Source organism: Paenibacillus lactis, assembly GCF_017873605.1.
Taxonomy (GTDB): domain Bacteria; phylum Bacillota; class Bacilli; order Paenibacillales; family Paenibacillaceae; genus Paenibacillus_AQ; species Paenibacillus_AQ lactis.
In genome coordinates this window covers 167583-191469 of the sequence record NZ_JAGGKI010000004.1, presented here as the reverse complement: position 1 = coordinate 191469, position 23887 = coordinate 167583, and the positions used below count along the sequence as shown (strand labels likewise).

15 protein-coding genes are annotated in these 23887 nt (G+C 53.5%); all 15 read left to right on the top strand.

Annotated elements, in window-relative coordinates:
• Window positions 1–16: 16 nt before the first annotated feature.
• The 15 genes from J2Z18_RS09440 (at window position 17) to J2Z18_RS09370 (ending at window position 23750) form a co-directional block, all read left to right on the top strand.
• Window positions 17–613, top strand: coding sequence for a GerMN domain-containing protein (locus J2Z18_RS09440; protein ID WP_210094610.1), 597 nt, complete (start codon window positions 17–19; stop codon window positions 611–613).
• Window positions 614–690: 77 nt separating this feature from the next.
• Window positions 691–3417, top strand: a complete 2727-nt coding sequence (locus J2Z18_RS09435; protein ID WP_007129896.1) for an S-layer homology domain-containing protein — start codon at window positions 691–693, stop codon at window positions 3415–3417.
• A gap of 92 nt (window positions 3418–3509) precedes the next feature.
• On the top strand, window positions 3510–4196 hold the full coding sequence (nth, locus tag J2Z18_RS09430; RefSeq protein WP_007129897.1) for an endonuclease III: 687 nt from the start codon (window positions 3510–3512) through the stop codon (window positions 4194–4196).
• Between the two features lie 25 nt (window positions 4197–4221).
• A complete protein-coding gene (locus J2Z18_RS09425; RefSeq protein ID WP_007129898.1) occupies window positions 4222–4503 on the top strand; it encodes a hypothetical protein in 282 nt (93 codons plus the stop codon).
• Window positions 4504–5499: 996 nt separating this feature from the next.
• Window positions 5500–9153 carry a dynamin family protein gene (locus J2Z18_RS09420; protein ID WP_210094609.1) on the top strand — a complete coding sequence of 1218 codons (3654 nt, stop codon included), beginning with the start codon at window positions 5500–5502 and terminating at the stop codon, window positions 9151–9153.
• A 753-nt stretch (window positions 9154–9906) separates the two neighbouring features.
• The gene (locus J2Z18_RS09415; RefSeq protein WP_210094608.1) at window positions 9907–11685 is read left to right on the top strand and encodes an ABC transporter ATP-binding protein; all 1779 of its coding nucleotides are present in this window, start codon (window positions 9907–9909) and stop codon (window positions 11683–11685) included.
• Entirely contained in the window at window positions 11682–13547 is a 1866-nt protein-coding gene (locus J2Z18_RS09410; RefSeq protein WP_007129901.1) for an ABC transporter ATP-binding protein, read from the top strand. Before J2Z18_RS09415 ends, J2Z18_RS09410 begins: the two co-directional genes overlap by 4 nt.
• 142 nt (window positions 13548–13689) lie before the next feature.
• Window positions 13690–14151 (top strand): GNAT family N-acetyltransferase, encoded by a 462-nt coding sequence (locus J2Z18_RS09405; RefSeq protein WP_007129902.1) that lies wholly within the window; start codon window positions 13690–13692, stop codon window positions 14149–14151.
• Window positions 14152–14383: 232 nt separating this feature from the next.
• On the top strand, window positions 14384–15124 hold the full coding sequence (locus tag J2Z18_RS09400; RefSeq protein WP_210094607.1) for a CAP domain-containing protein: 741 nt from the start codon (window positions 14384–14386) through the stop codon (window positions 15122–15124).
• 144 nt (window positions 15125–15268) lie between these two features.
• On the top strand, window positions 15269–16165 hold the full coding sequence (locus J2Z18_RS09395; RefSeq protein ID WP_007129904.1) for a GDSL-type esterase/lipase family protein: 897 nt from the start codon (window positions 15269–15271) through the stop codon (window positions 16163–16165).
• Window positions 16166–16213: 48 nt separating this feature from the next.
• Window positions 16214–17182, top strand: a complete 969-nt coding sequence (locus tag J2Z18_RS09390) for an ABC transporter ATP-binding protein (protein ID WP_007129905.1) — start codon at window positions 16214–16216, stop codon at window positions 17180–17182.
• A complete protein-coding gene (locus tag J2Z18_RS09385) occupies window positions 17175–18164 on the top strand; it encodes an ABC transporter permease (protein ID WP_007129906.1) in 990 nt (329 codons plus the stop codon). Before J2Z18_RS09390 ends, J2Z18_RS09385 begins: the two co-directional genes overlap by 8 nt.
• Window positions 18165–18407: 243 nt before the next feature.
• A complete protein-coding gene (gene parE / locus J2Z18_RS09380) occupies window positions 18408–20387 on the top strand; it encodes a DNA topoisomerase IV subunit B (protein ID WP_028403576.1) in 1980 nt (659 codons plus the stop codon).
• 11 nt (window positions 20388–20398) lie between these two features.
• Window positions 20399–22858, top strand: coding sequence for a DNA gyrase subunit A (gyrA, locus tag J2Z18_RS09375; protein WP_210094606.1), 2460 nt, complete (start codon window positions 20399–20401; stop codon window positions 22856–22858).
• 460 nt (window positions 22859–23318) lie between these two features.
• Window positions 23319–23750, top strand: coding sequence for a MarR family winged helix-turn-helix transcriptional regulator (locus J2Z18_RS09370; RefSeq protein ID WP_028403574.1), 432 nt, complete (start codon window positions 23319–23321; stop codon window positions 23748–23750).
• The last annotated feature ends 137 nt before the right edge of the window (window positions 23751–23887 follow it).

Sequence of the window (23887 nt, the reverse complement as noted above, 5' to 3'; positions counted from 1 at the left end):
GCAGGAGGTGGCGATTTTGAACAAAAAAATATGGTCGGCCGGATTTCTGGCAGCCGTCATGCTGATCGGCGCCGGCTGCGGACAGAAGCCCGGAGCTGCGCCGGACGACACGCCGGAGCAGGTAACTCCTGCACCCGAAGATCAGACAGGCCAGGGAAGCGGCGGCGTGACGAACGGCTCGGGCGGGACGTCAGGAGCCGGAAACGAAGCGACTGCGCCCGAAATGAAGACGCAGAGCATCAAAGCGTATTATACCGACCCCGAGATGATGGAGCTGGTCGAAGGTACGGCTGAGATTTCCTATAAGGATGAGCTTGGGAAATACGAGGCCGCATTCAAGACGCTCCAGCAGAGCAGCGATGCGGACAAGCTTCCGCTGTGGGAGAAAATCCAGCTTCATTCGGTACAATTCGAAAGCGGCAAGCTGACGATTGATGTAGCCGTTCCGGACGAAGCCAATCTGGGGGCCGGCGGAGAGTCGTTTGCTGTCGATGCGCTCAAGAAGACATTTTTCCAGTTCGACGAGGTGGAATCGATCCAGCTTCTCGTCGACGGACAGCAGACGGAGTCCTTGATGGGGCACGTCGATATGGAAAATCCGATGACTCGGTAATGATGGTTGAAGGAGATCACGATCTGCTGTCGAATAGTAGTATATGATGAAGCAGTAGTTAGGAGAGGGGAAAGAGAATGGTACTTAGACACAGCAAACATATTCATTCCAAAAAAGTGGTCTCCGCCGTCATGGCCGGACTTATAGCATTGGGGGGCGGCGCTTCCGCCGTATCAGCAAATGAAACGTCGGGAGGCACGGCAGCAAGCACAACGCAATCAAGCCTAAGAGCATTCAGTGATGTCGCTGCAGGCTATTGGGGAGAAAAGTACATTTATCAGTTGGCGGCACAAGGGATCGTAACGGGGAGTAGCGGAAAGTTCAGACCGAATGATCCGGTTACACAGCAGGAAGCTGTGACGATGGCGATCCGCTTTTTAAGCATGCAGGATCAGCTAGGCAGCGGCGCTGCGACATTACCGACAAATATTAAAGTTAACGATTATTTCACGCAGTACGTTCAACTGGCTTTTCAGCAAAACCTGCTCGACAAGCAAAAGGAGTCCGGTTATTCGGACGAAAAGGTCATCTGGGGTGCGCAGAAGGCATCGCGGGAATGGGTTACCGAAATGCTGGTGCGTTCCATCGGACGTACCGCGGAGGCAAATGCCGCCAAGAATAATGCGACAGGCTTTGCAGATAATGCCAAAATTTCTCCGGATCGCCTTGGCTATGTGAACGTAGCGGTAGAGTTAGGGCTGGCCCAGGGCGTCAACGGCAATAAGTTCGATCCGCAAGGAGCTGTGACTAGAGCCCAGCTGGCAACGTTCTTCAGCCGTGCGCAAGCGTATATCGATACGAAATATGCCAACCAATACGAAGGCTATATCGCTTCCTTGGATAATGGCAAGCTCGAATTGTACGTTGACGGCAAGCTGCAATCGTTCAAGCTGGATGCATCGACCGCGTACTTTACTTCGGATTCCGCGAAGAGACAGCAATTCTCCGATCTGAAACCTTATACGAAGGTTGTGGTCGTAGCGAATAACGGAACTGCGGCTTATGTGGAAACCACGGATCCTGCACAGCAAGTGGAGCGTTTCGAGCGTACATATGCACGACTGTCGCCAAATCATGTCATTTGGTTCGATACAGGCAGCACCTTTGAGGAGCTGAGCTATGATGCCAATACGCTGTTCCTCGATCAAAACGGGAATAAAATTGATCCGAAGACCCTTGCAGCAGGCAGCCTGCTTACCATCGAGCGCGAAACCTTCAGCCCGCAAAAACGAATCGTATCGATTCGCGTTAAGAGCGGGCTGGTGAATAAGTCGTCTGAGGGCGTCATCACGAGCATCGACACCGTAAATAAGACGATCACTCTGAAGGACAGCACAGGATACGAGGATACGTTTGCCTGGGACGAGAAAACCGTGATCCGTTACCAGAATCAAATTCTGACTCCGGCTGAGCTGAAGGCGGGCTACACGGTGAAATTCTCGGTGGAGAACAGCGTTCTTCAGTCCGTGGAAGTTGCGCAAAGCGTAGAACGTACCGTTCAAGGCATGCTGTATGCGGTTGAAGAGAACGGCAAGACGATCACCTACAAGCGCAATGGCAGCACGCAGCTCGAAACGAAGTTTTTGGCTGACAAGCCTGAGATTATCGTCAGCGGCGTAGCGAAGCCGGTTCTCTCGGATCTGCTGGCAGATGCCGTTTCCGGAGACAAGGTTTTGCTGACGATCAATGGGGAAGAGCAAGTGACCAAGATTGAGGTAACCGGCCGGCAGATGGAACAGCTCGATGCCGCTACCATCGTGAACTATGATCCAAAGACGCGTTGGTTGACCGTTCGTGATGCGAATAACCAGCCGCGGGTCATCATTTTGGATGAGAAGACGAAGCTCGAAGCAAGCACGGGAACGACGCTCGATAAAGTGGAGCCGCTCTTGGGCGCAGGACGCAAAGTGAGCGTGTCGGTGATCGGGACCCGGGCACTGTCGCTGGAAGTCGTATACAAGGTCGAAGGCAAGGTCAGCAGCATCAATACGTCCAAGAAAATCATCTCGATTGTGGACGCGAACGGTAAAGTGGAAGAAATTCCGTATAACACCACGCTGATCGTTGAAATTTTCGGCAAATCTTCCGCATCGCTGGCGGATGTCCGAGTAGGTGACGAAGTGTCAGCTCAATTGTCGACCAACCAGGATTATCTGCAGACGTTAAAAGTGAAGACGGCAGCCCAGTTCGAGGTTGTCTTTACGGAGCCTTCGAAGAACCGGATTCGTGTAAAAGCAAACGGAACGACCAGCGATATTTATACCGATAAAGCAACGCTGACGGGCGAGAGCGGTCAGGCTATCCTGCTTGCCGACCTCCGTCCGGGCACGCTGGTCAACATATCTCTTCAAGGTAACACGGCCGTGGCCATATCTGAAGTGAAGCTGACGCTTGGCGAGATCACGAATGTGGACGCATCCGGTAATGTGGTGACCGTGAAGGATTATGCCGGCAACAGTCAAGCCATTGGGGTAAGCGCAGGAGTGAAGGTCGTCCGCAACGGCTCGACGGCTACGAACTTGAGCACGCTTGCCGCTTCAGATCGCGTTGAAATCCGTAAGGATATTCAAGGCGTGACGATTATTAATGTGATGGAAAAGCTGGAGCGCTCCTTCTGGCAGTCCAGCAATTCCGAAATCCAGGTGAAGCGCAAATCGATCAACGATAACTATCGCTTCGCCCTGTCGGATAAAGTATTTGTTCATCAAGGTGACACGACTTTATCCGTGCAATCCCTGAAGGAAAATGATAATATTGTACTGTACCTGAACAACGGTGTCGTTGTGGAGATTGTAAAACAGTAGGATTTATCATCCGGGGATTACTTGAGACACACCGTCTTGATGCGGGGGCTTCTTCGCATCAAGATTTTTTTTTGCGGGAGGGAATTCATATTATGAATGCGGCAACGGTACGTCATATTCTGGATACAATGGCAACGATGTTTCCGGATGCACACTGCGAACTGAATCACAGCAATGCGTTTGAGCTGACCATCGCTGTGCTGCTGTCCGCCCAGTGTACGGATGAAACCGTGAATAAAGTGACCAAGGATCTGTTTCAGAAATACAAAACTCCGCTGGATTACGTATCGGTGCCGCTCGAGGAGCTGGAGCAGGATATCCGGCGGATCGGCTTATACCGTAATAAGGCGAAGCATATTCAGAACCTGTGCGCGATCCTGATCGAGCAGTACGGCGGCGAGGTGCCGGAAGCTCATGACGAGCTGGTCAAGCTGCCGGGCGTTGGACGGAAGACGGCGAATGTCGTCGTATCGAATGCTTTCGGCGTTCCGGCCATCGCTGTGGATACGCATGTCGAGCGAGTGTCCAAGCGTCTTGGTCTGGCTGCGTGGAAGGACTCGGTGCTGGAGGTGGAGAAGAAGCTGATGAAGCGGGTGCCTCGTGAGGAATGGACGATAACGCATCATCGGATTATTTTCTTCGGCAGGTACCACTGTAAAGCACAAAATCCGCAGTGCCAGATTTGCCCGCTCCTTGATGTCTGCCGTGAAGGAAAGAAGCGTATGAAAACATCGGCAGTCAGGAAGAATAAGGAACAGCCGAGAGTAAGCAAGACATAGACAAGATAAGAGGATGGGATAACACATGAAATGCATCTCCGTTTATACCGACAACTTTGAATTGTTCTCCGATATTTTCGAGCATGTGGTGGAAAGCCAAAACCAACTGAACGAGAATGAAGAGCAAGAGGTGGAAGGCGTGACCTTCAGCCATTCCGGGGACGCGCCGGAACACTATTTGGAAAGAATGTCGCAAAAGCCCGAAGTCGTGGTTATGCGCGACAAATCCCGCGGTTTAACGATTCTGCAGCACGGCAGCGTGTTTGAAATTTTGATTCCGGCGGAAGACGGAACCGTAGTATCGTAAAGCTCGTTTGACTGCGCTTCGCAATTTGGTTCATTTAAGCTGAGCACAGCGGCACGGATTTTCATAAGCGATACTTCTTCAGGACCTCAGGAAGGCGCCTGAGAGAACTTCGGGTAGCGAAAGGCGGCAGGGCATTGCTGCTAACCGTTCCCGATGTTTACGAGTGAGGTATCCAATCGATCCGATGTTTGACAAGAGGCTGTCCCGTAAGGTCTATGACCCGGGGTAGCCTTTTCGTATGTTGAGGAAGCAACGGGGGAAATGCTTGCGGGGGATATGACGTATCGTTCACCCGATGACGTAATCTCGAAGAAGCAAACGGGCACGGGGAACGAGAGGAGCATGTCGGTTAATTAGAGTCCTCTCCGGATGCGTTGTTTTCTTTCATTAATATAAGAATATAATAAGATGATCTCTGGACCGAAGGAATCGTAAACAACGGACATGTGGATAGAAAGCCGGATACATACACATCGAACAGGAGATCGGAAGACGATGAGTTAGAACCATACGAATGATTATAACGAACGGTAAGCGAGCACTGTATCTGAAGAAGGGAATAGCTTTTCCGTCGCATTCCGAACAGAAGGCAGCGACCGGAAGCATAGACTTTCGTTCGCTTTTGCAGGCGGATATCCCCACCTCCGTAACAACAGGAATCGGAAGAACCATTCATGCATCTCCTTAACATAGGGGAGTGAAATCAACCACCGCATGTAGTGCATTGTACTTTAAAGTCACAAGCAAGTAGTTCACCCACCATCCACGGGGGATCAGGCTGCATAATTTTTGATAACGAGGCATGTCCGCTTCACGAAGCATGAAAGGATGGATTCGGGGAGGAGCTTAACGTGTTCTTCGCTCATGAAATGTCGCAAAATCGCAGCGGGATCGAAATGCGATGATTCCTTTAATGCCCAAGCGATGTTACAATAAAAAGATGTGAATAGAATGTGTCAGAAATATAAGATTCATGGATTGGAGCGAGAAAGGACATTGAAGATAGCCGAACGTGAACTGGGAGCCCATGAGCTTAGCAAGACGATGACAACGGTTAAGGACCGCTTTTTGGATTGGAATGACGAATCATCAGCGGCTCTAGCCGAGGATTTGATACGCAAGGGAGCGAGCGGGGAGCTGACGCTGGCGTTTTGCGGCCACTTCTCGGCCGGCAAGTCCAGCATGATCAATGCGCTCTGCGGCAAACCAGTGCTGCCATCCGGTCCGGTGCCGACCAGCGCCAATATCGTCACGATCCGCAGCGGCACACCGAAAGCCCTCATTCATCGCGCAGCCGATGATCATGGCGAGCCGATGACGGTGACGATCGAGGAGCTGGCTGATTATTGCAAAGAGGGCAGAGCCTATTCAGCCATTGAGGTATGGGAGGACATTCCGCTGCTCGGGGAATCCGGCGTTCTGATGGATACGCCGGGGGTAGACTCAACGGATGACGGTCACCGTTTGGCTACCCACTCCGCGCTTCATATGGCCGATGTCGTTTTTTACGTGATGGATTATAACCATGTGCAGTCGGAGAGCAATCTCTTGTTTGCGAAAAGCTTGTCGGATTGGGGAAAGCCGCTGTATCTTATCGTGAATCAGGTCGATAAGCATCGGGACCAGGAGCTGTCGATAACGGATTATTTGCAGGACGTGAAAAAGGCCTTTGCGCAGTGGAAAATTGCCTATAAAGGACTTCTCTGCACGTCGCTTAAGGTGAAGGAGCATCCTTATAACCAATGGGAGCGGCTCAAGTCGCTGATTCGTGAACTTATCGCGATTAAAGATCCGCTTCTTGGCTACAGCGTATCCTGCTCCATGCATCATGCGGCGGATCAGCATGTGGACGCTTTCGCCCGCTCTCTCCAGCCCGAGAAAGAACGGCTGCTTGAGGAAATCGGCGGTGAGGAGGCGGCAGCGGCCCTTAAGGCGCGCCTTGAAGAGCTGGAGTCACGGAAGCGGGAGGCGGAATCGCTGCCCGGAACTGCCCGCCAAGCGCTTCGCAGCGAGGCGGATTCTCTTCTTGCCAATGCGAACTTAACGCCGGCGGATGTGCGCGAGCTCGCCCGCCTGTTCTTGGAGAGCCGCCGCAGCGGGTTCAAGGTCGGCTTCCTATTCTCGGGCGGAAAGACCGAAGAAGAGAAGCGCCGCCGTCTGGAAGCGTTCCATGCCCGATTGAAGGAACAGATCTCCGCTCAGGTCGATTGGCATGTCCGACATTTGTTCCGTAGCATCACCGAGAGCTATACGGAGTGGAATACGGAATGGGAAAGCATGCTGGATCATGAGCTGCCGACGGTTCAGGAGGATATGGTTACAGGCGGGATCCAGTCGGATGCGATTGTTTCCGGGGAGTATGTGCTGAACTATTGCCGGGAGCTGGCCGAGCGCATCAAGGCCAGCTATCGCCGTGCCGTGTCGGAGCTGGCCGACCGGCTGCAGGCGGTGCTGACGGACGCTTCAGCCGTTCGTCTGCAGGAGCTGGGGCGCCAGCAGGAGGAGCTGCTGGCGCAATCAGCGGCTTCCGCCCGCTATGCTGCGCTGCAGCAGGCGGAAGCCGCCCGCGCGGCGGAGCTGGCGCAGCTGCTCCCGCCGCGCGCCTCCCTCACCCCCGGCCTCCTGCCGGAGGTGAGGGAGCCGGAAGGGCAGCCCGCCCAGGCGGCTGCCCAAGGCGGCGCCCCGGCTGCGCAGCCGGGGCAGGGGCGCACCGCTCCGCGCCGCAGCAGCGCTGCGCCGGGGGCGCCCCAGCGGCGCCAGCAGCTTGACGCTGCGGCAGCGCAGCTGCAAGCGGCCGCCGCGCTGCTGGCGCCGTACCCCGCGCTGGGCTCCGCCGCGCGGGATTTGACCGCCCGCGCCGAGGCGCTCGCGGGCGGCTCGTTCACGATGGCGCTGTTCGGAGCGTTCAGCGCCGGCAAATCCTCCTTCGCCAACGCCTTGCTTGGCGAAGCGGTGCTGCCGGTTTCACCGCACCCGACGACGGCCGCGGTGAACCGCATTCTCGCGCCGGCTGAAGGAAAGCCTCATGGGACCGCAGCCGTGCGCATGAAGAGCCGCGAGATGTGGTGGGACGATCTGAAGTATTCCTTCAGCGTGCTGGGATTGCCAGAGCCGAGCCCGGACCGCTGGAGGGCGGCAGCGGAACAGCTGACACCATCGGGGCTGCATCCGGCAGCTTTGCCGCATTACGGATTTCTGAAGGCGGCGGCTGCCGGCTGGGAAGAGATGGAGGGCAGGCTCGGGACGACGGAGCTTGTGCAGCTGCCGGAATACCGCGGATATGTCGCCGATGAGCGGAAATCCTGCTTCGTGGACGGGATTGATCTGTATTACAGCTGCCCGCTCACCGAGCAGGGGATCGTCCTGGTCGATACGCCGGGAGCAGACTCGCTGCATGCCCGGCATACGGGCGTCACGTTCAGCTATATTAAAAACGCCGATGCGATTGTCTATGTGACGTATTATAATCATGCCTTTTCCAAAGCGGACCGCCAGTTCCTGTCCCAGCTCGGACGGGTGAAGGACAGCTTCGCGCTTGATAAAATGTTCTTTATCGTAAATGCCGCCGATCTTGCCCAGTCTGAAGAGGAGCTGGGGGAAGTCATCAAGCACGTGCGCAGCAATTTGACGGCGAACGGCGTCGGCAGTCCGCATCTTTATCCGGTGTCGAGTCAATCGGCCTTAACCGGGAAGCTGCAGGACGATGCCGGAATCCTCGCCGCATCGGGGTTTCCGGCATTCGAGGAGGCGCTTGGGCGCTTTGCCGCGGTTGAATTGCCGAAGCTGTCGCTGCGCGCCGGGTATGATGAGGTGGCTTCCATCCGGGACCGGATTCGGACATGGGCCGAGCTTGCCGCTCAGGACGCTACGACGCGCCAGCAGAAGATCCAAGCGATGGAAGAAGTGCGAAGACAGGCGCTTGTTCGGCTAGAGCAGTTAACGGAGGATACGATGGCCCGCGATATAACGCAGGAATGCAGCGAGCTGTTGTTCCATGTGCGGCAGCGGCTCGATTACGCGATGAACCGATTCTTCCAGGAATCGTTCAACCCGTCCGTCCTCCGCGAAGACAGCGGAAATATGAAATCGGCATTTGCCGCGTGCGGCCAGGATTTGCTGCGTACGCTGTCCCTGGAGCTGGATCAGGAGCTGTGGGCGACAACGCTCCGTTTGGAGCAGGCGGGACGCAAGCTGTCCGAAGGCGCAGCCGGAAAAGCGGCAGCCGATATTCAAGCGATGGAGGAGGGATTGGCGCTCACCCTCCGGCGGGAGCCGGATTGGCCGTCTCCGGAGCTTGCCGAAACGGAGCTTTCGATCGACGGAGGCTGGCTGGCATTCTGGTCCTTGTTCAAAAATCCGAAGCACTTTTTTGAGGGCAGCGGCAGCGTCAAGCTCCGCGAAGCGGCCGAGCCGAAGGTGAAGGAGGCGATCGCCGCCGTCGTCAGCAAGCGCGAGGATCAGCTGGCGGAGCATTATGCCCGCATGGTCGCCAACTCCTTGCGCCATCATGCAGGAGCGCTTGAGGAACAGCTTCAGGAGTCGGTTGAAGCCATCATCGACTCGCTGAAGGACGGGCAATCCCCGCAAGTGTGGAATAAGCTGGCTGACGATTTGCAGGAGCTGACGGCGGCCGGACCTCTTCAAGGCTGATTCCGGCATCCTTGTTTCAACCGAGTGGGGACGATATTCCTAATCCAATTGAACAAATACGGGTCACGGATAAATCCGCGCCAAGTATGTTCCAGGTTTTGAATGGATGACAGTAGGTTCGTAAAAACGTTACACGCACCGAACGGAACATGCAAAGGTGCGTAAAAACGGTCCATTGCTTTGCAGAATAAACATCCATAGCGCAGACGTCTTCCGAGCCATGCATCATGGCGGCGGAGGCGTCTCTTTTTATGGAACCGTGAATTACCTTTTTATGTAACTTTATTTCGCGTGATTGAAGAGCAATGGCTGCACAAACCCCATGTATTTGGCGCCTGCCCCTGCACTTGCCATGTTCTAATGATGACTGCTGCCGATTAACAGCGTCGACTAATGACTGCTGTACGATCAACAGATCAACAGCGTCGACGTTCGGACGACAAGCATAGATGCAGGCTCCTGGGGACAGAAATCATAGAAAACCAACCTTCCGATACCCTTCTCCAAAAAGTCCGGAACCGGGACGAAATGCACAGTGGCTGCCCGAAGCGGTCGCTTCCGGGAGAAAGAGTAGCATAGGTGAGAATTAACGATTATTTAATCAGTAAACAAAGATAAGTTTAACTATTTGCCTTCATTAGGTCCTTTTGGCTCATTTATGACCGTTATTTCTCTTTGCCGCCCGTTCAGGTCGATGATAAACTTCATAAATGCTACATAACCTGAACGAAAAAAATCCTACGGAGGAAAATCATGAATGTTCTTAGGCAACTGCAGGGCTTCTTTTGGGAGAAACGGAGTTATCTCTTTCTCTCCATTCTCTGTCTGGCGATTGCAACGGCGCTGGGACTTGTGTACCCGTACCTCTTGCAAGTCCTGATTGACGATGCGATCAAGATGGAGAACTTCGGCATGGTTCCGCAGCTGGCACTGACCGTATTGGGGGTTGTCATCCTCAAAGCCTCCATGCAGTTTCTGCACGGCTTTTTTGGAGGGAGGCTGGGCAACTACCTCGCCTACTCGCTGCGTAACGCCTGCTACGAAAAATTGCAATTTTTATCGTTCCGTTACTATGACACGGCACGCACCGGGGACTTGATGTCGCGGCTGACCGGCGATCTGGAAGCGATCCGGATGTTTATCGGCTTCGGCTTCGCACAGCTGCTCAATCTGGTGCTGATGGTCACCTTCGGGTCCATCATGATGTTCACGATCAGCTGGAAGCTGACGCTGATCACGCTTGTCGCGATGCCGTTTCTCGTCGTCGCCGCACTCAAATTCGAATCGAAAATTCATCCGGCGTTCCAGGAGATGCGGCTTGCGCTCAGCTCGCTGACCACGGCCGTACAGGAGAACATTACGGGTGTCCGCACGGTCAAGTCTTTCGCCCGCGAGCCGCATGAAGTCGAGAAGTTCTCGGAGCGCAACGAACGCTACAAGACGAATCAGATCTTTGCATCTTCCTTGTGGGCACGCTACTTCCCGATGATGGAGCTGTTCGCAAACATCAGCGTCGTTATATTGCTCGGCGTCGGAGGAAGCCTGGTCATTAACGGATCGATGTCGGTCGGACAGCTGGCGGCATTCTTTACCCTGATTTGGTACATCATTGGACCGCTGTGGGGGATCGGCTTCCATATCAACAACTATACGCAATCGAAGGCGTCCGGCGAACGGGTGCTGGAGCTTCTGAATCAGCCGATTGACGTGAAGGACCGCGAGAATGCCGTGGATTTGGTGCCTAGCGAAGTGAAGGGGCATGTCGAATTCAACGAAGTGACTTTCGCATACGGAAACAAAATGGCGGCTGTCAAAGACATTAATTTGAATGCGCCTCCAGGCTCGGTAATCGGCCTGCTGGGCGGAACCGGATCCGGCAAATCGACGATCATTCAGCTGCTTATGCACGCGTACAACGTGAACCAGGGGACCATCATGCTGGACGGCATCAATATTAATGACATCAAGGTGCGCAGCCTGCGAAGCCAGATCGCTACCGTATTCCAGGAGACCTTCCTGTTCTCGTCGAGCATTCGCAACAACATCGCTTACGGCATGAAAGACGTGAGCATGGAGGATATCATTCGGGCTGCAAAGCTGGCGAAGGCGCATGATTTTATTATGGAAATGAAGGACGGCTACGATACGATCGTAGGCGAGCGGGGCATGGGGTTATCCGGCGGCCAGAAGCAGCGGATCGCGATTGCCCGCGCCCTGCTGAAAAATCCAAAGATTCTGATACTGGACGATGCGACGAGCGCGGTCGATATGGAGACCGAGCATGAAATCCAATCCGGTTTCCAGGAAGTCATGAAGGGAAGAACGACCTTTATTATCGCCCACCGCATCTCCTCGCTGCGCCATGCCGACGAAATTCTCGTTCTCGACGAAGGCCGGGTCGTTCAGCGCGGCAAGCATGAGGAATTGATTGCAGTACCGGGGCCATACCAGGATGTATACAAAATACAATATGCGGACCTTATCGCGAGGCAGGCTCAAGCGGGAGGGAAGCAAGGGCAGGTGCAAGCATGAACGCCAACGTAAATACAGAACCCCATCATAGGAGAAAGGCTCCCAAGTCCGAACAGGACCCGGGGGCGAAGAACGAACGCTTTGTATACAAGGATGACGATGCGATCGAGAAACCGTTTAACTGGAAGCAGCTGACGCGGCTGATCTCGTACATGAAGCCTTACGCTAAGCAAATTTTGCCGCTGGTCGGGCTGATGATGATCATCGGAACGATCACGAAGCTGGCGATTCCTTTTCTGACAAGTCAGGCCATTGACCATGCCATCGAGCCGGAAAACGGAAGTCCGAGCCTGACGCTGCTCTATCAGATTACGATAGCCGTGCTGGCCATGTACGTGATTCAATGGATCGCAGGCATCTTCCGGATCAAGTACACGAATATTATCGGGCAGCGGGTCATTTACGATCTTCGCGCCGACTTGTTCAGGCACATTCAGCGGCTGTCCTTTAACTTCTTTGACAAACGGCCGGCAGGATCGGTGCTCGTGCGGGTGACGAATGACGTCAACTCGCTGCAGGATCTGTTCACGAACGGGGTCGTCAATCTGATCATCGACTGCGTTCAGCTCGTCGGCATTGTCGTTATTCTGCTCGTTATTAACTGGAAGCTCGGTCTTGCGGTAATCGTTACGGTGCCGATCATGTTCTTCATTTCCACGAAGCTTCGCGTACGGATCCGCCGGGCGTGGCAGGACGTGCGCATCCGGAACTCCCGCATCAACTCCCACTTGAACGAGTCGATTCAAGGGATCCGGGTGACCCAGGCATACACGCAGGAAGAAGAGAACATGAAGTTCTTCGATCATATGAACCTGGACAGCAAAAAGTCTTGGGATAAGGCCTCGGCCATGAACCAGTCCTTCGGTCCGCTGATTGAAATTACGGGCGGCTTCGGAACGCTGATTCTGTTCTGGCTCGGTGCAACGCTCATACAGCAAGAGGAGCTGACGATCGGTCTCTTGATCGCCTTTACCCAATATGTCGGAAACTTCTGGGAGCCGATCAACCGACTTGGTCAAATGTATAACCAGCTGCTGGTTGCCATGGCTTCCTCGGAGCGAATCTTCGAGTTTATCGACGAGAAGCCGAGCATCGATGATAAGCCGGGCGCAGTCAAGCTGCCGAAGATTCAAGGGGACATCAAGCTTGAGAACGTTGTGTTTGAATACGAGAAGGGCCGACAGGCGCTGAAAGGAATCAATCTGGACGTAAAGGCCGGGCAATCGATCGCCCTCGTCGGACACACCGGCTCCGGCAAGAGCACCATTATCAATCTGCTGAGCCGTTTTTACGACATTACGGACGGCAAGCTTACCATCGACGGCTATGATATTCAATCGGTCACGGTGGAGAGTCTGCGCAACCAGATCGGCATCGTGCTTCAAGATACGTTTATCTTCTCCGGAACGATTCGGGACAATATCCGTTTCGGCCGGCTGGATGCAACGAACGAGGAGATCGAGCAGGTGGCCAAAGCGGTCGGCGCTCACGAATTCATCGTTCAAATGCCGAGCGGCTATGACACCGAGGTCGAAGAACGCGGGAACATGCTGTCCATGGGTCAGCGCCAGCTGCTGTCCTTCGCCAGAGCGCTCCTTGCCGATCCGAGAATCCTGATTCTGGATGAGGCGACGGCGAGCATCGATACGGAAACCGAGCTCAAAATCCAGGAAGCGCTAAAAGTCCTGCTTAAAGGCCGCACCTCCTTCATCGTGGCGCACCGTCTCTCGACGATCCGGCATGCGGATCATATCGTCGTTCTGGACCACGGACGGATTATCGAGGAAGGGAACCATAACCAGCTTATGCAGAAGCAGGGAACCTATCATGGACTTATTGAAGCGCAATACCGCTTTTTGTAAAAACGTCTTAACAAAGGTTTAACAAAACCGACACAAATGTAAAAAAAATGTCGCCTGACACTTGCAATCTTCTTCATAAACTTACAAAATAGAAATAGAGTGATTCAAGAATTTCATAGAAGAAGGGAAGCATGAGGGTATAATGAGCATCGAAAGCGTATTGTCTGCGCCTGCACTGCTGATTCGAAACTTTGAGAAGAATGATTTGGAAGCTGTCACATCCTTGATGCGAGAACTGAATTATCCGACCACGCTGAATGTGATGCGTGAACGGATGGAGAACATGTCGTGCAATCCGCTGTACTGCAACATGGTTGCTGAATTGGACGGAACCGTCGTCGGCATGATCATGCTTCGTCAAGTCAAATCCTTCGTTATGACCGAACCGGTCACTCAAATTACTTCGGTTATTGTAACCTCAAGCTGCCGCCGCCAAGGCATTGGCAAACGATTAATTCAAGCTGCAGAAACTTGGGCAAGACAGCAGGGCAGCGACCTCTTGTTTCTCACGAGCGGCAACCGGGAAGAATTAGCCCCGGCACATGCATTTTATGAACATATCGGATTTGAAAAGGCAGGCTATCAGTTTAACAAAAAGCTGTAGCCGCATCCCTTTTGTTAACCCATCCCGGGCACGGGATGGGTTTTTTCTTGTTTGATCTGAAGGATTTCCAACAATTGTGCACTTGTCGCGGGTATCAATTATGTTACAATGTGTTCGTAGATGGTTACAAAAATGTTACCAACGCTTGATCCTCTGACACCAAGAACTCACCCTCTAGAATCTATGAGGATCAAGCGGCCCAACAACAAGACTACAGGAGATGATGAATTTCATGAATAAGCAATGGATGAAGAAAGTCGCAGGCGGCAGTATCGCCGCGGTAATGGCCGTAGGCATCATGCTTCCTACAACAGCTTCCGCTGCACCGGCTGAGAACAGCCATGTTGTAAGCTGGCAGCAAAAGATTCAGCAGTTTCTGGAGTCCCAAGGCTGGGAAGGACAGTTCAAATGGGTAACTCAAATGCCTCAGGCAGAAAAGCCTGAAACCTCGAAACCAGCGGTGCCTAAACCGGAAGCGTCCAAGCCGGAAGACGAGAAGCCGCAAACTCAGCAGCCTGCGGAGAAGCCGCAAACGAGCAAGCCGGAAACAAGCACGCCGGCGAAGCCGTCCGAACCATCCGGATCGACGGGCACGAGCGAGCAATCGAGCTTTGCTTCCCAAGTTGTCGAGCTCGTTAACCAAGAACGCGCGAAGGCAGGCTTGAAGCCACTTACCGTACATGCCAAGCTGACGACAGTTGCGCTGGATAAAGCGAAGGATATGAACAATAACAATTACTTCAGCCATACTTCCCCAACCTACGGCTCGCCGTTTGATATGATGAAAGCTTACGGAATCTCTTACGGCTATGCCGGCGAGAATATTGCTAAAGGCCAGCGTTCGCCGCAAGAAGTTATGGATGCATGGATGAACAGCCAGGGACACCGTGATAATATTTTGTCTCCGAACTTTACGATGATCGGGGTAGGATACTACAACGGTTACTGGGTGCAAGAATTTATCAGCCAATAATACGGAATAATCTACAGGGGACTGTCCTGATCGCGAGAGCCTGCTCTTGCGTTTCGGGACGGTCTTTTTTTGGCTTTATGATTTGCAAATTTTTGAAAGAAGTTTTATGGTAGAGTACATGAGGATTTTTGCAGGGGGAGAGTCATGAGAACATCGTCATGGATATGGAGGATTACCGCTTGCGCCTCGGCATTGGCAACCATTGTGCTCGTCATTGGCTTTATATATGCATGGAATGATATCAACTATCCACAAGGAGAGCCTCTTGCAGCAGGGAGCGATTCGGGATCCGAATCACCCTCAGCGCCTGGTGCCGTGCCGGGGAATGGATCCGGGGCGGATCAGGAGGAGCAGGCGGGCAAGGACGAAGACACGACGACTGCACAGCCGCTGCCGGATCACCTGAACGTCACGGCGATCGGCGATTCTCTTGCCAAGGGAACGGGGGACAATACCGGGAGCGGGTTTGTCCGGCGGAGCATCGATCAGCTGAACGGTGACGGGCGATCGGCCAAGCTGCTTGCTAACTTGGCGATCAACGGGATGACAACCGAGGCGCTTCTGCCCAAGCTCGACGACAAAGGCATCCGTTACGCCCTGCAGCGGGCAAACGTAATCATGCTGTCGATCGGCGGCAACGATTTGTTTCAGAACAGCGGCCTTTTGAGCGAAGAGACCGACCCGGATGCGCTCGAGATCGACCCAGTCAAGCTGATGGCTTTGCTGCCTGAGGCCTCCGAGCGCCTGCAGTCGATTCTGCAGAAGCTTCGGGCGATTAATCCGGATGCCCGCATCATTTATGTCGGGCTGTACCACCCGTTCGCTGATTTGAAGGAATTGCAGATCCCGGGGAATATCGTTGTGTCGACATGGAATCATAGCGTAATGGAAATCGTGAATCAGGACCCGAATATGACGCTGGTCCCCACGTTTGATCTGTTTCAGCACAAGCTGGATGCCTATTTGTCATCCGACCATTTCCATCCGAATGGTGCGGGATATCAGGCCATTGCGGACCGGATCGTACAGGGCTTGAAGTAAAACGGGGATACAGGGAACCCATCGATTCATAGAAGGAGTTGGGGTCGCTTGAATGACCATTTCTCGGAAATCGTGTTATCTGTAAAGAATGTGACGAAGAAAATCGGACGAAAATGGATTATACATGATGTGACCTTCGACGTTCGCAAAGGGGAAATTTTCGGATTTCTTGGCCCGAACGGAGCGGGGAAGACGACAACGATTCGGATGCTCGTCGATCTGATCAAGCCGACCTCAGGAACGATCAAGGTGTGCGGCTATGATGTCAACCGGCAGCAGGAGCAGGCGCTGCGTCACATCGGTTCCATCGTTGAGAATCCCGAGATGTATTCTTTTCTGACCGGCTGGGAGAATCTCGAGCATTTTGCGCGCATGCAGCCGGGAATCGACCGTCAGCGGATCGCCGAAGTGGTGGATATTGTCCGGCTGGAACGGAGAATACATGATAAGGTAAGCACGTATTCGCTCGGCATGAGGCAGCGGCTTGGAATCGCACAGGCACTGTTGGGAAGACCGAAGCTGCTTATCCTGGACGAGCCGACCAACGGGCTGGATCCGAAAGGCATTAAGGAGATGCGCCATTTCATTCAACAGCTGGCGGAGGAAGGCCTCGCGGTATTCGTTTCAAGCCACCTGCTGAGCGAGATCCAGCTGCTGTGCGACCGGGTTGCCATCATTAGCGGAGGACGAGTTCTCGCCGTCGGCGAAGTCGATGCACTGATCTCCGGGAGCAACGATTATGTCGTATGGGAGCTGAAACCGGCTGCGCAAGGGAAGCGGATACTGTCGGGGCTGGAATACTGCGACATCGTGGAAGAGCCTGAGTCGGTGCTCGATGATAACCTGCTGGCAGGCATGTCGGCTGAGGCGATCGTAACGTGCATTTCTCCCGAGCATACCTTCCGCGCGGTCGAGCGGCTGGTTGCCTCAGGGGTAGAGGTTCGGGAAGTCCACCGCATGAATCCTACACTGGAGCAGCTGTTTCTCCAAATGACGGAGGGGGAGAGCCTTGAGTAACCTTGTCCCGTTGATACAGAACGAATGTTTGAAAATTATGAAAAGGAAGCGTTTTTACGTCGTCCTGCTCGTCCTGCTCGTTCTGGTGCCGATGTTTACCTATGCGCAGATGAAGGCGGCGGAGCGGAGCCAGGAGAAGTTCAACAGTGACTGGCGCCTGGAGCTTCAGCAGCGGATCACGGACAATGAAAACTCGCTCAGCAGCGATCGGGTGCCGGATGAATGGAAGAGATACCGGCAAATTTTTATTCAGCAAATGCAGTATTATTTGGAGCATGATGTGAATCCTAATCATCCAAACGGGGTTACCTTTACCCGGGAGTTCCTGAATAATGCGATATCATTATTCATTCCGCTATTGATTATGGCGATCGCATCGGATATCGTATCCGGAGAGCGCACGTCCGGAACGATCAAAATGCTGCTTACACGGCCGGTCAAACGGTGGAAAGTGCTTCTCAGCAAGCTGGTCGCCCTGCTGATGTTCGTGTCGTTGATCGTCTTATCAACGTTTATCATCGCCTATCTCATTTCGGGACTGGCTTTCGGATATAAAGGCTTTGACATCCCTGTATTTACCGGTTTTCGGATTGTCGGCTCGGAAGTGGATATGACCGGGGTGCATGCGGTGCCGCAGTGGATGTATCTGCTGATGCAAGGCGGCTTGGTTTGGTTTGTCGGCATTTGCGTGGCCATGCTGGCGTTTATGGTTTCGGTCCTTGTCCGGAGCACGGCGGCGAGCATCGTCATCATGATGGCGGCCCTGATCGCCGGCAATATCCTGACCAATATGGCCTCTGCATGGAGCAGCGCAAAATATTTGTTTATGGTAAACCTGAATTTAACGGATTATTTGGCCGGCAATTTGCCCCCGATCGAAGGGATGTCGCTGAATTTCTCCCTTGCCGTACTGGCGGTCTGGGCAGTCTGTGCGGTGATCGTTTCATTCAGCGTCTTTACGAGAAGGGATATCTTGAATTAAAATGGACAAAGCACGAAACATTTGTTTGCATTTTTACGGGAGGATATTGCAAATACCCAAAGCACGGCTTTCAATCCGCAATATATACACGAATTGGTTTGGTTCGTCTGTATATTGTACACTGGAGCGGCTGGATTCGAATTTTGCATGATCCTTGACCGAAGCATTTAAAGCTTGGTGTAAACGGATGGCACAATGAATAGAACTGAACATGATACGCGAAAATTTGAAGGAGGAGCATGAATGGTCGAACAGATCGATTTGTTTGCAGAGTCATCACCGAATGGCGGTGAAAGCCGTTCAGGATACGATGCTGACGACATTCAAGTGCTCGAAGGCCTTGTTGCGGTACGCAAACGGCCAGGCATGTACATAGGGAGCACAAGCTCGTCGGGCTTGCATCATCTAGTGTGGGAAATTGTAGATAACGCTGTCGACGAGCATTTGGCCAAGTACTGCTCGAGAATTGAACTTACATTGCATAAAGACGGGTCCGTTACCGTGTATGATAACGGACGGGGCATTCCGACCGGCATGCATAAGACCGGCATTCCAACGCCGCAGGTCGTATTTACGATCCTGCATGCGGGCGGCAAGTTCGGCGGCTCCGGATACAAGAAGTCCGGCGGCTTGCACGGTGTCGGCGCTTCGGTAACGAACGCATTATCCGAGTGGCTGGAAGTGGAGATTTACCGCGAGGGCAAGATCCACCGCCAGCGTTTCGAATATTGGCAGGACAAGAAAGGGAAAGAGCATGTCGGGGAGCCGGTTACCGGACTTGAGGTGCTTGGCAATACGTCGAAGACCGGAACGAAAGTTACGTTCAAGCCGGATGCGCGCGTTTTCTCGTCCGGCATTCAATTGAATTACGACACGCTTGCGGAGCGGCTGCAGGAGATTGCGTTCCTGAACTCGGGGCTTCGCATCGTCTTGAAGGATGAGCGCAGCGGAAACAGCGACGAGTTTTTCTACGAAGGCGGGGCCAGCCAATTCGTTCAGTTCCTGAACGAGGGCAAGGATGTGCTGCATGACGTCATCCATTTCTTTGCCGAGAAGGACGATATTGAGGTGGAAATTGCCCTTCAATATAACGCAGGTTATACGGAGACGCTGGCATCGTTCGTCAACTCGATTCCAACGCGCGGCGGCGGCACGCATGAGACCGGCTTCAAGACCGCATATACCCGCGTAATGAACGATTATGCCCGCAAGAATAATCTGTTGAAGGAAAAGGACAAGAATCTTGAAGGCAACGATCTGCGGGAAGGCATGATGGCCGTCATCAGCGTGAAGATGGCCGAGGTGGAATTCGTCGGGCAGACGAAGGACCAGCTCGGGAGCGCTTCGGCGCGCAGTGCGGTTGACAGCATCGTCACCGAGAAAATGCAAATTTTCCTCGAGGAAAATCCCCAGGTTGCCCAGACGCTGCTCAGGAAGGCCATCCAGGCTTCGAAGGCGCGCGAAGCGGCGCGGAAAGCCCGGGATGAAATGCGAAGCGGCAAGAAGCGGAGCGAAAGCTCGAATCTTGGCGGCAAGCTGACGCCGGCGCAGTCGAAGGATTTTTCAAGAACCGAGCTGTTCATCGTCGAAGGCGATTCGGCGGGCGGTTCGGCGAAGCAGGGGCGCGATTCGAAGATCCAGGCCATCCTGCCGCTTAAAGGAAAGCCGATGAATCCGGAAAAATCAAAGCTGGCCGACATTTTGAAGAATGAAGAGTACCGGGCCATCGTTTCGGCGATCGGCTCAGGAATCGGCAATGAATTTTCCTCGGCGGACAGCAATTATTCCAAGATCATTATCATGACGGACGCGGATACGGACGGCGCCCATATTCAAGTGCTGCTGCTGACGTTCTTCTACCGGTACATGAAGCCGCTGATCGACGAAGGCCGTGTCTACATCGCACAGCCTCCGCTGTATAAAATCGCCAGCAAATCCGGCAAACTGGAAACGGTCCGTTATGCGTGGACCGAAGAGCAGCTTGCGAACTACTTGAAGGAATTCAAAAATTACGAGCTGCAGCGTTATAAGGGACTTGGCGAGATGAATCCGGAGCAGCTGTGGGAAACGACGATGAATCCCGAGACGCGGACGCTGCTTCAGGTGCAGATCGAGGATGCGGCCAAGGCGGAAAGACGCGTATCAACCCTGATGGGAGATAAGGTCGATCCCCGCAAACGTTGGATCGTAGAGAACGTTAATTTTGCGGAGTTTGAGGAATAGAAGGTGGAAGCATGAGTTTATCTGAACAATTTTTGCCGGCTTACCTGGAAGAGGTTGTAGGGGACCGCTTCGGCCGGTATTCGAAATATATTATTCAGGACCGGGCGATCCCCGATGTTCGCGACGGGCTGAAGCCGGTTCAGCGCCGCATTTTGTATGCGATGTACGACTCCGGCAACACGCCGGACAAGCCCTACCGCAAATCCGCCAAGACCGTCGGTGACGTCATGGGTAATTATCACCCGCACGGTGATTCGTCCATTTACGAGGGGATGGTCCGGATGGCCCAGCCTTGGAAGATGGGGCATGTGCTGGTCGACGGACATGGCAACTGGGGCTCCCAGGACGATGACCCGGCTGCAGCGATGCGTTATACCGAGGCCCGGCTCTCGCCGATCGCGATGGAGCTTCTGCGCGATATCGAGAAGCGGACCGTGCTGTTCAAGGACAATTTCGACAATACGGCGAAGGAACCGGTCGTTCTGCCGTCCCGGTATCCGAATCTGCTTGTCAACGGGGCAAGCGGAATCTCGGCGGGCTTTGCGACGGAGATTCCGCCTCACAACTTGCGGGAAGTAATTGATGCCTGCATTGCGGTCATGCAAAAGCCCGAGATCGAGCTGTCGGAAATTATGACCTTTATCAAGGGACCGGACTTTCCGACAAGCGGCATCATCATGGGCGGCGAAGGCATCCTGGATGCCTACCGCACCGGCAAAGGCCGCGTTTACCTTCGCTCCAAGACGGAGATTGAATCGCTTCGCGGCGGCAAGCAGCAGATCGTCATTACGGAGATTCCGTATCAGGTCGTCAAGTCGAGACTGGTAACCGCGATGGAAAACATCCGGCTGGAGAAGAAGGTCGAGGGCATTGCCGAAGTGAGAGACGAGAGCGGACGCGAAGGGCTCCGCATCGTGGTTGAGCTGAAGAAGGACGCCGATGCGAACGGCATTCTTGCTTATTTGTTCAAGAAAACCGATCTGCAGATTACGTACAATTTCAATATGGTGGCGATCGTAAACAAAACCCCTCAACAGCTGGGCCTTAAAGCGATGCTGGAGGCATACATTGAGCACCAGCGCGAGGTCGTCACGCACCGAACGCAGTATGAGCTGGAGAAGGCGGAGGACCGGGCGCACGTATTGGAGGGCCTGGTCAAGGCGCTGAACATTTTGGATGAGGTCATCGCGGCGATCAAAGCATCCAAGAACCGCCAGGATGCACAGAATAACCTGCAGTGGATGTTCGGCTTTACGGAGCGCCAGGCGGATTCTATTCTAACTTTGCAATTATATCGCCTAACGAATCTTGAGATCCATTCGCTGCAAAAAGAGCTGGACGAGCTCATGAAGAAAATCGACAACCTGCGCGGCATTCTCGCCAGCGACAAAAAGCTGATCGGGGTAATCCGCAAGGAGCTGCTCGAAATTCGCGAGAAATACGGTGTGGACCGCCGCTCCCTCATCCAGGAAGAAGTGGAAGAGATCAAGGTGAATCTTGAGGTGCTCGTCAATGCGGAGGACGTGCTTGTTACGATGTCCCATGACGGGTACATTAAGCGGACCAGCATGCTCTCCTTTACGCGAAGCGGTGGCGAGCTGGATAGCTCAGGTATCAAGGAAGGGGACCACATCACCCGTTTATTCGAAGTGAACACGCTGGACAACCTGCTGCTGTTCACAAGCCGCGGGCAATATTTCCTGCTGCCGGTTCACCAGATACCGGAATATAAGTGGAAGGATGCCGGAACGGCGATCGTCAATGTCATCCAGCTTCCGAAAGAGGATTCGATCGTATCCGCCATTCCGGTAACGAATTTCGAAGAGCCTGGAAAATCGCTCGTCTTCGTTACCCGTAAAGGGCAGTTGAAGCGAACCGAGCTGAAGGATTATGTCACCAAACGATCAGGAGCCGTCGCCGCAGCGAAAGTCGCAGCGGATGACAGCGTCATCCAGGTCGTGATGAGCGACGGAACGAAGGATATTGTGCTCATCTCCAAAGACGGCATGAGCATTCGCTTCAAGGAGCAAGAGGTGAACCCGATGGGACGCGTGTCCGGGGGCGTCCGGGGGATCCAGCTCCGTGAAGGGGACGAGGTGGTGTCCGCCCTGTGGGTGGAAGAGGATGAAGGCGAAATCTTGACGATTACCGATCTCGGTTACGGCAAACGCAGCCTGCTGATTGATTATCCGGTCCAAAGCCGAGGCGGCAAAGGAATCGCCACATTCGAGTTCAAGGAAGGCAAGCGGGTGAAGCCGAACGGCAGCACCATCGCCGGAGCATTCTATTGCAGAGAACCGATCGACATTACGGCCTACGCTGATGACGGGCAAGCCTATCCGATTCATTCCGAGAAGGTTCCGATCGCTGAACGGAAATCGACAGGCAAGCTTCTGGCCGATGTCGGCAAAAAAGGACAGATTGTGAGTCTGGTCCATTTGCCTAACAACGGACAGGACAAAGAAGTTTAGTTTCGCTAAGCTTTTGATGTAGACAAAGCATCCCTTGCGGGTCACATGTGCGTCTCTATGCGCAAGTGCGATTCGTGAAGGGATGTTTTTAATATTTTGATTTGAAGCACCGAGCGCTCCTAGGAAGTATAGACAGGGGATAACTAGATAGCGGAAAAGTTACTCGCTGTGGCTTTTTAATTTATACTTTTTGACATATGTCTTGCCATGTCGAAGGAATGTGATTATTGAAAAATGCCGTCATATCAAGGCTGGTGGGTTTTGTCGCATCGTTGGAAATTATATTTTTTAACGAAAAAAGAAGGATATTGGTAGGCGATCCGCGAACAATTAATCCAATAAACGACTTAGGAGAGTTGGCAGCCCGCACCTAACAACCGGCGGTCCATGGAGATGAGATGCAGATATCGAATGATTTCGAATCAGGTTCGATCAGACATAGCAGAAGGGATGGATGAACATGCATACTGCTGAATTCGCGAAGGTATGGTCCAAGCTGGCCAAGGATTATAAGCTTCATATGGAGGCCGGACTGGCGCCTACGTTGACCGAAGCGCAATTGACCGTGCTGGAGGTGCTTCAGGAACAGGAGCGGATGAAGCCCTCGGATTTTATCCCGTATATGGCCACCAGTCCGGCTGCGGTCACGATGCTTCTTGATCGCATGGAGAAGAATGGCTTGATCAAGCGGGAGCGTGATGAGCATGATCGGCGCATTGTGTGGGTTACGATTTCCTATAAAGGAAGCGAGGAATACAGCCGGGGCATGCGGGTGCGGGATGAGTATCTGTCACAGGTGTTGAATCGCATTTCATCGCATAATCAGCAGCTGCTGGTATATTTGCTCGGTAAGATCAGCACGTCTCCGCAGGAAGCTTTAGTGGAGGTATAGCGGCTAGCCTATCATTCGGATGACGCTATCATCCGGATGATCCTCACGCCGGCTGAAATGAAAGCAGCCCCACCCGTGTCGAGCCGAAAACGGTTCGCGAATGGGGGGCTGCTTCTTTTTTTGCTCTATGCGCTGCC

Excerpts from the sequence above, each read along its gene's own strand:
- J2Z18_RS09425 (WP_007129898.1), top strand. The coding sequence starts at position 4,222 with ATGAAATGCATCTCCGTTTATACCGACAACTTTGAATTGTTCTCCGAT.
- J2Z18_RS09435 (WP_007129896.1), top strand. The coding sequence starts at position 691 with ATGGTACTTAGACACAGCAAACATATTCATTCCAAAAAAGTGGTCTCC.
- J2Z18_RS09370 (WP_028403574.1), top strand. The coding sequence starts at position 23,319 with ATGCATACTGCTGAATTCGCGAAGGTATGGTCCAAGCTGGCCAAGGAT.
- J2Z18_RS09415 (WP_210094608.1), top strand. The coding sequence starts at position 9,907 with ATGAATGTTCTTAGGCAACTGCAGGGCTTCTTTTGGGAGAAACGGAGT.
- J2Z18_RS09400 (WP_210094607.1), top strand. The coding sequence starts at position 14,384 with ATGAATAAGCAATGGATGAAGAAAGTCGCAGGCGGCAGTATCGCCGCG.
- J2Z18_RS09410 (WP_007129901.1), top strand. The coding sequence starts at position 11,682 with ATGAACGCCAACGTAAATACAGAACCCCATCATAGGAGAAAGGCTCCC.
- gyrA (WP_210094606.1), top strand. The coding sequence starts at position 20,399 with ATGAGTTTATCTGAACAATTTTTGCCGGCTTACCTGGAAGAGGTTGTA.
- J2Z18_RS09405 (WP_007129902.1), top strand. The coding sequence starts at position 13,690 with ATGAGCATCGAAAGCGTATTGTCTGCGCCTGCACTGCTGATTCGAAAC.
- J2Z18_RS09395 (WP_007129904.1), top strand. The coding sequence starts at position 15,269 with ATGAGAACATCGTCATGGATATGGAGGATTACCGCTTGCGCCTCGGCA.
- nth (WP_007129897.1), top strand. The coding sequence starts at position 3,510 with ATGAATGCGGCAACGGTACGTCATATTCTGGATACAATGGCAACGATG.
- parE (WP_028403576.1), top strand. The coding sequence starts at position 18,408 with ATGGTCGAACAGATCGATTTGTTTGCAGAGTCATCACCGAATGGCGGT.